At 39.7% G+C, this 12,607-nt stretch carries 7 protein-coding genes; 2 read left to right on the forward strand and 5 right to left on the reverse strand.

Translation table 11 applies throughout. The features are described from left to right. Window positions 1-104: 104 nt before the first annotated feature. The 3 genes from AN394_RS20060 to AN394_RS20070 form a co-directional block, all read right to left on the reverse strand. The gene (locus AN394_RS20060) at window positions 105-1,073 is read right to left on the reverse strand and encodes a dihydrodipicolinate synthase family protein (RefSeq protein ID WP_036973847.1); all 969 of its coding nucleotides are present in this window, start codon (window positions 1,071-1,073) and stop codon (window positions 105-107) included. Window positions 1,074-1,241: 168 nt separating this feature from the next. After that, on the reverse strand, window positions 1,242-3,611 hold the full coding sequence (gene ygjK / locus AN394_RS20065; RefSeq protein ID WP_036973846.1) for an alpha-glucosidase: 2,370 nt from the start codon (window positions 3,609-3,611) through the stop codon (window positions 1,242-1,244). A gap of 4 nt (window positions 3,612-3,615) precedes the next feature. Then, entirely contained in the window at window positions 3,616-5,364 is a 1,749-nt protein-coding gene (locus AN394_RS20070; protein WP_036973845.1) for an MFS transporter, read from the reverse strand. Between the two features lie 65 nt (window positions 5,365-5,429). Here AN394_RS20070 and AN394_RS20075 point away from each other — a divergent pair, with 65 nt between their 5' ends. Beyond that, window positions 5,430-7,907, forward strand: a complete 2,478-nt coding sequence (locus tag AN394_RS20075; protein WP_051501958.1) for a hypothetical protein — start codon at window positions 5,430-5,432, stop codon at window positions 7,905-7,907. 401 nt (window positions 7,908-8,308) lie between these two features. On the opposite strand, the gene AN394_RS20080 is transcribed toward AN394_RS20075, so the two are convergent. Continuing rightward, on the reverse strand, window positions 8,309-11,083 hold the full coding sequence (locus AN394_RS20080) for a collagenase (RefSeq protein ID WP_036973843.1): 2,775 nt from the start codon (window positions 11,081-11,083) through the stop codon (window positions 8,309-8,311). Between the two features lie 417 nt (window positions 11,084-11,500). Continuing rightward, entirely contained in the window at window positions 11,501-11,665 is a 165-nt protein-coding gene (locus AN394_RS22075) for a hypothetical protein (protein WP_155950875.1), read from the reverse strand. Window positions 11,666-11,824: 159 nt separating this feature from the next. Between AN394_RS22075 and AN394_RS20085 the strand changes: the two genes are divergently transcribed. Then, window positions 11,825-12,553 (forward strand): hypothetical protein, encoded by a 729-nt coding sequence (locus tag AN394_RS20085; RefSeq protein ID WP_055022383.1) that lies wholly within the window; start codon window positions 11,825-11,827, stop codon window positions 12,551-12,553. Window positions 12,554-12,607: the final 54 nt, after the last annotated feature.

Consider the following 12,607-nt stretch of genomic DNA (forward strand, 5'->3'; position numbering starts at 1 on the left):
CGGTGTCCAACGAAGCGTCAAAAAAGAAAGGTTAGTAGCTTAGGCTATTATCTTGGAAGCTCGATGCCTTTAGGCGCGAGTAGTTCACAGAACTAGACAACGAATTAGCCTAACAAGTCCAAAGCTTTAAGCCTCTCTCGTGCTATAAGGTATCTTGCACGAACGTCATCAATTTGCTGTTGAGTTAATTTATTACCGAAAGTACGAAGTCCACCATCCTTATCGTCATGATGAATTCCAAATGCGCACTTAAGGTACTCCATAAGTAGCGGTTGAGCATCCAAGTAAGAGATGGAATTCATAGCCTGAGAAATTTTGTTAGCCTCAGCCCATTCCCCTTTATTTACATACTCCTGCATCGTCACACTCGCTTTTGGAAAGATACAACCTACACCTGTGATCCCGCCACATGCTCCTGCTAGTCCGGCATGCACAGTGACAGTGTCTACACCTGCCAAAATTTTTGCATCTTTGTTTTCTAGCATTATCGTCTCAATGATTGAAACATCTGACGTCGATATTTTTAACGCAGTTACTTCAGGAAGCGCAGCAAGTTTTTTAAGAAGCTCGGTTGAGAGCGCATGGTAGCCAGCTGCATCTGGGTTGTTATAAGGCATAATTGTAATGCCAGCCTCTTTAGCGGCTGTTGCACAAAGCGCATAATATGCATACATATCTTCATCACTAGGTGCTTCTTTGGTTTTTGGTGGCATAACCATGACAGTATCTACGCCAACAGATGCAAGTTGCTTTACAATTTCAGCTATTTCTTCTTTCGTTTCTGCCGCAGCACCACTGATCAGTGGCACACCGTATTCTTTTGCAACATCAGAAAGAGCTTCAAGTAAAGAAAGACGCTGATCAACACTTAGATAACTATTTTCACCTAATGTGCCTGAGCCAACAAGCCCCCCCATTCTACTACCGCCTTTCCCTTGTACTTTTAAAATTTCTGCAGCGTATTTCTTTGTTGTATCAAAGTCTATTTCAAATGATCCAGATTCAGACTCTTTTAGCCATGTGAATACGGCCGGCATAACTGAAAAGCGCCAATCTGTGTTCGTTGTTTTCATCATATTTCCTGTGCTTAAAGGTAACTCCTATAAATATTAACACAAATAGAATATTGTATACAATATTCTATTTGTGTTAATTCTCTTGTAATTTGTGAAGCTTAAGCAGTGGTGATTAATTTATGCCATAGTGTGATTAGTCTGGTGAACTGAATTAAACAGTGCCAATTATTGGCACCATTTACCTTGCTTTTGAGCAATTAGTAATAAGTGTGCTGCGCTCCATGAAAAGTTAGGCGCTCCTTGTTGCTCACCATTAAGCGGATTATAATTCTCACGTATTGGCGCATTAGAAAGCAAACCATTGGCATGATTTAATAGCTTTTCACTTAATTGCTGAGCTTGTTTGCAATAACCGTAATGACTCATACCTACTAACCCAAAGTAAGCTTGATCAAGCCATACTCGTCCACGCCAATATATATCCGCACCGAAAGCCGGATTAGTCAGCGCAGCACTGCCAAGCGGAACGTAAGTATTAAACTCATTGTTATCAAGCATTGTTTTTACCACATCACTGGCCTGTTCCATACTCGCTACTTGATTAAACAACGGTGACCACCCTTCAGGACCTTTGCCTCTTTTTACTAAAGTCCTCCCAGCGCAACCATTCGCTAAGGGGGTATCTGCTATTTCAATGTCGTAGTAGAAGCCTGTATTTTTATCAAACATGCACCGATTGATATAATCCCTTAACTGAGCGGCTTGCCTTAAAAAGTAACTTGCTTGGTGCGGTAACTTAAGCTGCTTCGCTATTTTACTTAAATAACGGTTATCAGCAGCCATATAAGAGGCTTGATCCACAGATTCTTGCAATAATGAATACCCAACTAATGTACCTGTATCATTACGATTTTCTGCAAAACCAACGTGCCAGTCACCACGAATCCCGCCGTTTTTTATATAACGATTTAACTGTTGATTATTTATAAAACCAAACACAGCAGCATCATCACGACCAGATTCCCAAGATGCGGCTGTTTGTGCCGGAACTTTAATTTCTAAGGTTGCTTCATCGTTTAGGTAAGTCCTATAGTTTTTTAAGCCACTTCTTGTTCGCCAACCTGCCGAGGTTTTTACATTAAATAATAACTTGCCGTCACGAGTATTATGGGCTTTATCAACCGTGGCACCATACTCTGGCACACCGTTTTTATTATGATCACGATTGCGTAGCCACCATCCACGATAAGCAACTAGTTTAGGGTATATGTGCGCGAGCCACTGAGTATCGCCTGTATTTTCAAACACCTGCCACACAGCCCAAGCTGCCAAGCTTGGCTTAGTATTACGCTCATTCCAATTTGTGCCGTCCCCACCGCGTTTTGCACTAAAATTATAGGCCACTAAGTCAGGTATAAATCCAGCATCCCATGGCCTGACAGCATCGTTTGGCGTTATTTGATGCTCAAACACAGCATTCAAATTTTGTTTAGCAAGCTCTGGATTAAATGTTACCAGTGCATATGCCTGCTTGTAGCTATCCCAAGGCCAAGTTTGATTACCTGAAAACCAGCGACCGGTCACGGCAGGACTAACGGTATCAAAACCTACGGCACCAGCTTTACTGCGCCAATTTCCAATTAACGTTTCAACACTTTTTACCGCAAGTTTTTGTAAGGCTGGCTGCTTGTTACTAATTGGCTGTGTCGCTTTATTTATATACTCTTGCCAACGTAATTTACTACGTGATAAATAGTGTTCGGGTTGCTTTAAAATTTCATCAACAATCTCTCTTTCACGTACCACGTCTTGATTATTTAATAAATATGAATAGCTTGTGTAGAATGTGCGATTGTTTTTTATGTGCGTTGTGCTTGAGTAACTTAGGTCGTCATGACGTGTTTTAACCGCTAACGTTTTTTTAAGCAATAACTGTGAACTCCCCGAGGTGAGCAGGTGTCCATGCGCCCTTACTTTGCCAAAACTAATCGCAATACTATTGCTGGTGACTTGCCATCGGGGGGTTAATTTCGGATAAACCACAAATGGCGAACGCCCCGCTTTTTCGGTGCCATTGTTAGCACGTAAATGGTTTATAAGCTTTCCTGTGAAATGTAATGTAACAGGCTCAGTGGTTTTAATCTGTGTTTTAACTAATGAAGTGCGATTTGTCACAAAGCGCAAAGTAAGCGTTATGTTTACCCCATCACCGCTCAGCTCTTGCACTAACGCGCCGGGTTCGCTGTAAGCCCGCATTGCTAGCTTCACTTTATTGGCCTCATCGACTTTCATGCCTTTATAAACAGTCAGCTTTTCTAGATAAGGCGCTATAAAATTTAAATACTCCTCAGTAACAATAGCAGGCCCGGTGAACGCGCCGACGTTTTCATCTGTTGGTAGCAAATGTCCATGCCACGCGCCTAGATCAAAAAGAGGGCTAAAACGTTGGTGGCCGCCTTGCTCAAAGTCCTGCATATAATATGGGCTTCCGGTTCTATCTATTAAGTTTTTATAATCAACCACCTCACTAGCAGCAGCCTCACAATGACTGATTAAAAGCACGGTGATTAAAATAAACAGATTTTTAAAAATCATTTATTTAGCCCTTTTTGTATCGCGCTAATAAATAAAAACCAAATCCGGTAACTAGTGCAATGCCTGCAAATAATAGCCACATGATTTCGGGGGATTTTATCTCTTTGACTAGGTAACCATAACTCCACCCAGACAAAAATCCAGCAAATAAAAAGCCTAATGCCATAGATACAAAGTAATAACCCATAAACATAGCAGCACTGCCTTTTGGAGCTATGCTGGCTACATACTCTTGGCTTTTTGGAGAGGTGAGCATTTCACCAAAAGCAATTAATAATATAACCGTTACCACTACTAAACCTCCCAATTGGCTTAGTAATACCCCCGCGCTCATTAATAACAACACTAAAAAAGCACCTGCTGTGACAATTAAACCGCTTATTAGGACAGATATAACTTTAAAATGCTGGCATTTAACACTTACTATTATTTGTAACAGAACAATAGCTGCAAAATCTAAATTAATCAGGTATTCAGGGTTTACCTGTCGGTATTTAAGCCACTGCTGCGCCAATTGCATACTTTGCTCAGCCGAAAAGCTAGAAGCACTGGCTTGTTTAAAAAATAGCGTTATTTCAGCAACAGGAACATTAACTTTTAAGTGGACTAACTCTAGACGCACAGCCTCTAAATTTACCTCTTTGACTGGTGTTACACTATGAGTAGCAGCCAGTGTTTGCAGTTTGTTACTTAAAGCCTGAATATCAACATAAGCAAAAAAATCCACTGCTGATTGACTAAAGTAGCTCAAGATTGCAACTAAATCTTGAGTATCAATATAGTCACGTATAAACAGAGGTAGAGTATAGAAAAGTTGGTTATATACCGTCCAAAACCCCGTTAATATTGCTAAATATAGTGCAAAACTACGGTTGCTAACCCTCACCGGTTGTAGATACCATTTAGACGCTTTTTGCACGCTTACGCACTTATCCCATAACCAGTTCGCAGCTAACCAAATCGTAATTAGCGAAAAAGCTTGAGTATATGTTAACCAGCTAACTCCCCCCGTCATTAAAATAATTACACTGGTAAACAGTAACAATGCGAAACGGCTGTTACCCAAAACATGTTGAGCTTGCTGTAAAACCGCTGCCGCCCCTATGCTGCTACGTAGTTTGCTGCTTGACTCACGGTAAAAGAGCAATGGAATAAAATTAACAACTATCCAAGATGCCGACATAATAAATACCGCATCCCAACTAATAGTCCGTAAATACCCAGCCACTAACGGGCCTATGAAGCCCCCCAAATTAACCATAGTGTAAAAAATACCAAAGCCTAAACCCCGGTTACTGTCGTTAGTGTTTTGACTTATAGTGCCAACTACAACAGGCTTAAAGCAGGATGCACCAAAAGCGACTAACATTAAAATCATAAAGAACGAATTAAAGTCTGTCACTTGACCCAAAAAGTAATAACTCGGCGCCATCACAATAAATGAGCATGTAAACATTTTTTTATAGCCATAGCGATCGGCAAAAGCCCCAGTGATCACAGGTAATAAGTATAAAAAAAACGGAATTATCCCCTGTACGGCGCCTCGCTCTGCATCACTAAATCCGACCCCCCCTTGCTCAATGGGTGTGGTCATATACACCGACGATACTGCAAAAAAGCCATACCAAGCTAAACGCTCAAAAATTTCCATGGTATTAGCCAAGTAGAAACCTAACCCAAAGCTACGCCAAGTTTGTTTATTTTTACCAGTTTCCTGCTGTGCTGCTGATTGTAATTGTTGGTTATTATTCATAGTTTACTTTTTCAATTAAACGCAGTATTTTATATTGCATACAATATACAAGCAAAGCAACTAAAATGACAAAAATTATATCTCTCACATTATTAACTTTACTACTCACTGCCTGTCAGCCCACGCCTAATACTAGTGCGAATAATAAACCTGATATCGGCAACATAAAAAGCGGCCCAAGTAAAATGCAAGCAAACATTACCGTCCAGGGCTATACCAGCACACTCAATAATATCGATATTGAGTTTTTAGGAAAAACAATTCCATATACATACAGCGATGGCAAAATAGGAAATAGTCGGGGCTACAACTGGTGGGTAAGTAAGCACTTTGCGCTAAAAAGTGATCTACCCAAAGAGAAGGTCACGCTATACTTAGAGCTACTTGAAATGGCATATCCACATTATGTTGCTTTATTTGGTATGGCTCCCCCAAATATTGAGCGCCAACGCATTGCAGTTGTTTATGGTAGTAGTCGCTCCCGTGTACGAGAAGCCATGCTTGATGATGGTTTTTTACGTGGAGTACATAAAACGGCCGGTGGTGAAACTATGTTTTATAACCGTGCCGGATATAATTTCCCCAGCCACCGTGAGCACCATCAGCGTTATATAGTTATTCACGAAACCATGCATGCTTTTCATATGGCATTAAACGGCCATTCAACGTGGGCACCTAATTGGATCACCGAAGGTTTAGCTGATTCGATTGCTCACCATGTTTATGATCCTAAGCAAAAACAACTCACCGTCATGGTATTTGATCGCGCCCCAATGAATTACATTGAAACCGGTTTAAAACAATATTACAGCGCAAATAAACCTACAATTGAAGAAATAAATGACGATCCAGCACTAAAACGTGGACTTAATTTTTTTATAATTCATTACCTTTTAAGCTCTCCTGAACGGGCACAGTACTTTGCTCACTTTATTGAAGAGCTCAGATTAGCGAACCCACACAGCGAAGCCACACTTTCAACAGCTAACTCACTGCTTAAGAGTACTTTTAAAAATTGGTCGGAAATAGAACAAGGTTTTGCTGATTTTGTAGAGAATATCCAGCCTAGCTTCCATATTGTATCGGGCCCTTGGGAGCAAGACGGTAACGCTTACTGGCTACGTAACACTCAATCGACGGCATTATCGCGGTTAGATATTACCCCCCCCTCAACGGCTAATCACCCAGTGATGGACTTTCCTGCTCCAAAGCCGAGTTCGCTCATTGATGTGGCAAATAAACACCAAGTGGCCGCGCTAATCGAGTTCGAAGCTGCTCAATTACATCGAGGAAAAATTGGCATAGCACTACAAGGAAAGCGTAACCAAAAAAACCAAAAATATCGCCGTACTTTTGTTGGTGAAGAGCAGGCAAGTGATGATCAATTGCTGATGCTGCTTATTGAAGATGGCAGTCACTTAATTATAAATGCACAAAGCTACGATAACTTTAAAGCAAAGCAAATAGCCCTGACACCTGAGATAAAAAGTGCATTAATCGCAGATAAGAAACTTGCAATAAACCTAACGCTCGAGCAAGCACAATTAAGCATTAACTTACACGCTCAACGTGGTAGTAAGAAAGTAACCCAACAATTTTCTATTCCCCTGAATAAGCAAATGATTGCAACACTTAACAGCGAAAAGATCAGCTTGTTAGGTCAAAATAACAATCATAAAATCACCCCTTACTTATTTAATCCTACCCCTTCTCGCTTGTTGCCTATCACAGCAGAGAATGCGCTTACAAACCCTTGGCTTTTTAAAAATTATGATCTACTAAACCGAGTTTTTAAAACCTGCCAGCAACACGAGGGGTTTATACCACAATGCGATCTTGAGTTGAGTAATATTTTAGCAAAATTACCCTCTATAGAGCTGCACGATGAAGCCAGTTCTGAACTAGAGGCCTTAGAAAGTCAATATATAGCCACATTAAATAATGCTGGTTTTAGTACACTTTCCGGGGTTAAATCTGATATTTATTATCACCAACAGAAGCCTTTTTTAAGAGTTGTCAATCCAACTGATTCCCCTTTAGAAATTACTGCACAAGTGACACTCACAAATAGTGCTAATAAGCCAAGCAAAACTCATCAGCTAAAACGCAGCTTGAGCTCAGGAACACATAATATCTCACTGCCAACAGAAATAAATGCTGATAAGGTTACTATTGCGCAAACTCTCAAATGGAAGTCGTTAACGCACCAATCTACGCTCTCAAAGCGAGTAACCCCGTTTAATGGCGTTGAGTTTAATGTAATTAAAACGAAAGAGCATGAAGACTATTGGTTAGTAGAGCTTAATTTATCTGGGCCTTATTCTGGAGATACAATTGGTGACATTATTCTAACCTCGACATCATTCGAGCAAGCCACTCCCGCAAAATCTCAACAGAAAAGTGTTGATTTAGCACCTTATGAACAAAAAACATACACCTTCAAAGTAACAAAAACTGACAAACCACAACAGATTTCTGTAAAGGCCATTTTAAATGTTGATGGTGAGCCTATTCGCCTTATTCAAGAGCTTACTTTGTCCTAAGCTTAACAATAGGACGACGCCACTTTCGCAAGAAAGTGGCTTTAAGCTTCTCTTTAGATAACCATTATTTAGTCCAGCGTTAACTGAGTTGCTTCCTTTCTCTTCATACTCAGCCATCTATGCCCTAATTTAATTACCTTTCAATGCACTCATCAATATTGAAGTTGTCAGCTTTATCGACACTTTTGCAACGTAAGTACAATTGAATGTTTATTTATCAACTTTACATCCAAGTAGTTCAATTTATAGTTAGTTTAAAACACCAGAAAAAAGATAAAGGGGGTTTTGACTTTGAATAAATGAACCTTTGCATTTGTTTCTTTATAAAAAAAGAGCCACCAGAAAACTGATGACTCCATTATATAAAGTACGTGAGATCACGCTTTAAGTTTATATATTAACTAAGGACACCCTTGACTGTTAAAGTCGACGACTAAGCTTGCACCAGTGCTATTACCTGCTACTTTTAGGTAGCCCCAGTATTCACTCTGGCCTGAAATATAAATACACTCTCCATTTCCGCTATTATTTGACTCAGCCACTTCATTGTTACCATTTGGCCAACCACTTGCAGCGTAGCTTAGACTTAAATCACCACTACCATTAGCGGTGGTGATGGCAATACCATTTTGGCCTTGAACATCTGCAATGCTAAACCACATAGGATCGCTATTACCTAGACAAATTACTTCGCCATCATTTAAGCGGCCACTGCTTCGGCTGCCTTGACTAGCACACACATCTGGCACGTTAGAAGTCACTTGGGTAAATGATGCTGTTAACTGAACGTTATCAAATGCATTATAACCTCTAACCATCACATGGTATCGGCCTACTTGTGCAGGATTAATAGTACACGACTCTTCGTTACCACCAATGTAAGGGCGACAATCATATATAGCTTCACTCGGTGCTACTTCAAAACTTACATATAAATCCGCATCACCTGTACCACCAGTTAAATTAAACATAAGGTCGCTGGCGCCTGAAGGAACATCAAAAGTGAAATATAAAAATTCATCTTGAGCGCCACTGATGTTAATTGGCTGGCTATTCAATAGCACACCATCATCAACACTACTGTCAGCTTCGATAGTTGCTACTGTAGTGACAGTTTGGCTTGCACCTTCATTATCAACCACAGTTAATGTTATGGTGTATTCTCCTGCACTTGTGTAACTATGAGTAGGATTTGCCAGATTTGAACTGCTACCATCGCCAAAGTTCCATTGATAACTAGCGATACTACCATCGCTATCATTACTACCATTACTCGTGAAGCTTATACTGTTATTTTGCATGCCAGAATATGGGCCATTAATTTGTGCTATTGGTGGGGTATTAGTGCTCGTACCTGCAACTAAGTCATCGCACCACTGTACAAATTCATTCTCATAATTATTGGCCCACTCTACAGTTTTTGATTTATAGGCACTCCAATTACCAGTGCGGGTATGAGCCAACATAGCATCAAGTTCGTTGTTGTGACGTTCAAACATAAAGCGAACAGCTAAGTAACCCCAGCGATAAATTCGATCTTGATCAAATCCATCATAGGTGGTGTCAAAAATTTGCGCTAGTGTATAGCGCGAGCCATCACTAATAGTGGCTTTTGCAGCATCGTTGTTATTTAAATTAGCAACATACTCTGCAACCCCCTCTGACCACCAGACAATATCTTCTGTGGGTGCGTTAAAGTCACCATATAAGTCGAAACGGCCATCTAAATAGTGAACATACTCGTGCTCTAAGTTCCATACATAGTGCTCTGCATTGGCATAACTTGCTTCATAAGCTATAAAATTAGCTTGGTTGCCAGCTACAGATGGGTCACCTTCTAAATACATACCACCATTGTTAGTATTTATACCAAAGATAGCACCTGCGTACTTGCTATAATCGTCACTACTGTCAAATATATTTACTTGTAAAAAGTTATTGTTGTCATCAGCAACAGGGGTGTTATTTGTGGCTAGCTTATTATGAAAAAGCCCTTCTTCAGCGCCCATAGCATCACATGCTGCTGCATGTTGAATAGCCGTCATATTTTGCGAGCGAATTTTTATAGTACTACTACAGCTATAATTTTGTGACAACACTTGTTGAGTTAGTTCATCAACAAAGCCACAAATACCGTAGTCATTACAATCTGCGTAATAACTTACAGAATCAGCTGCTGCAAGCCATACTGCATCACCATAACCAAAACTGTTATAGGTGCTAAAAATAGCTTTCAAACCAGTATCAACACTTTCTTGTATTGGCGTGCCTGAATATTGTTTTAAACGAGCTAGTTCACTGGCAGCGTTAACAATCAAGTATTGTGCATCTGAGTCTATCATCCACTGCTTTTGAGTAAATGCGCTTAGCTTAGCAACTAAGTCAGTATCAGTGCCGATAGCGGTTACAAATGCATCATTCCACTGGCCACGATAAAGTAGCGTGAAAATACCATTAACAGCACTGCGCATATTCCATTTTGCAGCATAACTCTCATTGAAGCGCGTTAACCACTGCTTTACTACGTTTAAGTAACGATGCTGCTGCTCAGCACTATCCATAGTTATGATAACTTCAGCAAGTGTTTTACCGTGTCCATCATTATCATCATAAAAGTGGCTATTGTTTACAAATGCATCTATAGCATCAACTACTGCAGGTTGTACCCAAGAGCTAAAATTCACGTCAGCATTATAAAACTCAACATAAAAACCCGCACGCAAATATAAAAACAGCGCTTCTAAATCAACATCTCCACCACCAGCATAAGTCTGTGAGAGTGACTTAGCATGATTTGCAACGGCATACATGTTATCTGAACTATAAACCTGACTCTGAATAGAAGATGGCGCACTAAAAAGTTCATTAATACAACTAGTACCTTGGCTTTTAAGTTCAGTGATAATTGTACTAGTGCTTGCACTTGCCATCGCAGCTAAATCACAACTGACAACGGCGGCTTGGCTGCGCATCATAAATTGATTAAGTTGTTGCGGCTGCTTTTGCAACTCAGCTATAGGGGCTTTTTCATTATGTTGGTGATCTACACCGTGATGATGTGTGCGCTCAATTTCTGCATTTTTTGGTGTAAACAAGCGCTCTTGCAGGTTAGCTGATTGAGCTAAAGAGCTTGCTCCAAGTATAGGTAGCGCCAGAATTAATGTTTTAATTTTCATAATTTACCTTTGATAATTATTGTTTTCTCTATCCAACCCGGAAAGAGAAACACTTTTGTAACATATAATTATCATTGTATACAATATATTTTATATTTAAATAACGATGTAAGTAGATCCTGTTGATGGTTTGACGAAAGAAATAAGGTCTGAAGTTAATCTATATTTCAACTAAGAAAACAAAGTCATTAAATATTTAGAATGAGAAGTATGGCTAGAAAGGACAAAGCTGTAGATATGCGTAAATGTAAATACACCCTAAACTAAAGATAAACTTGTATAATGTAAAAGTAACGAAATTAACAGCTCTTAAAATTAAAATAGTTTTCAGTTGGCCACACTCAGGTCATCATTTGTTTAGATGTTAGTTTTTACTATCTAGAAAAGGTAAGGGAGCAAATAGCGCTCTCGGAATGGTCAAGCCTGCAACTTAACCTCAGGATAGCAACGATTTTCATCTTTAATAATCAACCCTTGCCAACTTTCATATGCTGGGCCGCCTTGATCTCCTCCACCAGTTACAGCGATTACTTTACTGGGCAAAATAAATGACAACCCAAACAATATGGCGAATTTGTTCATGCAAAAATCCTTTAGTTTCTTCAATAACCCTCACAAATTTGGGGGTTATACGGATCTTAAATACTGTCCTGCTGGTTAATCAAATTTAAGTTTTTTTAAAAATGCGCGTTTTTAAACATCCTGTATCGTTACTTTTGAAATTCAAATTTGGAGAAATGCATGAAAACTTTAAAACGTCACCTATTAATCGCGATCACTGTACTAACAGTTTCAGCATGTTCTAGTAACGGTATTCATGAAAAAATTGAACAGATAGAAGTTGCTCACCAAAAGCAAGTTGATAAAAAAACCGAGAAAATGGACCAACTCATTAATAGTATTCCAGATTGGTACTTAGATGTACCACAATCTGACTCAACAGGTGTATTTGGCGTTGGATTCGGTTCATCAAACAAACCTCCTTTTGCATTAAAAGCAGCCGAGCTCAGAGCTAAATTTGATGTAGCAAAGAGCTTTAAACAGCTTATCTCTGGCCAAGAGCGTTCATATGAAAACCAGACTCTAGATTCAAACCTTGAGACTCAAATTAATATGCTTATTGATTCAATTGTCGAAGAAGTTAGTGTTGCCGGTGCGCAGAGAGTAAAGCGTGAATTGTATAATGTTGATGGAGTAGCAAATGCATATGTTCTTGTAAAAATGCCTTATGAAGAATATAACCGAGCAATACAGTCTTTGCGTGCTAAAACAGTAGAAGAGAAAGTGTCTGTTGCATTCGATGAACTTGAAAAGCGACTGCAGAATAGAAAGAGCGATGAACAAAAAGCAATTCAAGCCACTCACCAGCGTGATGTTGAGCTTAAAGAGCTTGAGATCAAAAAAGAGATAGAGCTACGAAAAGCTGAGCAACCTCAAAGTGAACTACCCAGCGACATCGCTTCGCTCTGATCACTGGGCTTCTACAGTCTAGCTTAACGGCTAGGCTGCTTCTTTTTTCTCAGA

Origin of the sequence: Pseudoalteromonas sp. P1-26, assembly GCF_001401795.1 — a bacterium.
Classification (GTDB): Bacteria; Pseudomonadota; Gammaproteobacteria; order Enterobacterales; family Alteromonadaceae; genus Pseudoalteromonas.